The following is a 317-nucleotide window of genomic DNA, read 5'->3' as shown; positions in this document are numbered from 1 at the left end:
GCACACTGACCGAATGAAGCGTGATGCAGATCCCCCAGTATCGGCTTTCGATACTTGGTAATAAACACCAAATGTACGTGCAAAACGTAGGCCGCATGGCGTGATTTATTAATTTTAGTGAATTGCATTCTGTCACTCAATCGGGCATTAATAGATATGGCAATAATGCTGCACACTGAGCGCTAAATGCAAATTCTGAAAGCCTACAAATTCCGACTCGAACCGACCGAACAACAAGCGCAACGCCTGCGCCAGTTGGGCGGTTGTGCTCGTTATGTCTGGAATCACGGGCTGGCAGAAACCAAACGCATTCTGGA

At 47.3% G+C, this 317-nt stretch carries 1 pseudogene; it reads right to left on the bottom strand.

Annotation, left to right across the window (positions count from 1 at the left end):
• Nucleotides 1-128: pseudogene (locus tag MUW49_RS21640) on the bottom strand (IS200/IS605 family transposase); the annotation flags it as partial.
• Nucleotides 129-317: the final 189 nt, after the last annotated feature.

Origin of the sequence: Aeromonas sp. LsrichE-8G (genome assembly GCF_022869435.1) — a bacterium.
Classification (GTDB): domain Bacteria; phylum Pseudomonadota; class Gammaproteobacteria; order Enterobacterales; family Aeromonadaceae; genus Aeromonas; species Aeromonas caviae.
Note: the sequence above shows the minus strand (reverse complement) of the source record. Positions and strands in the feature narration are given on the sequence as shown.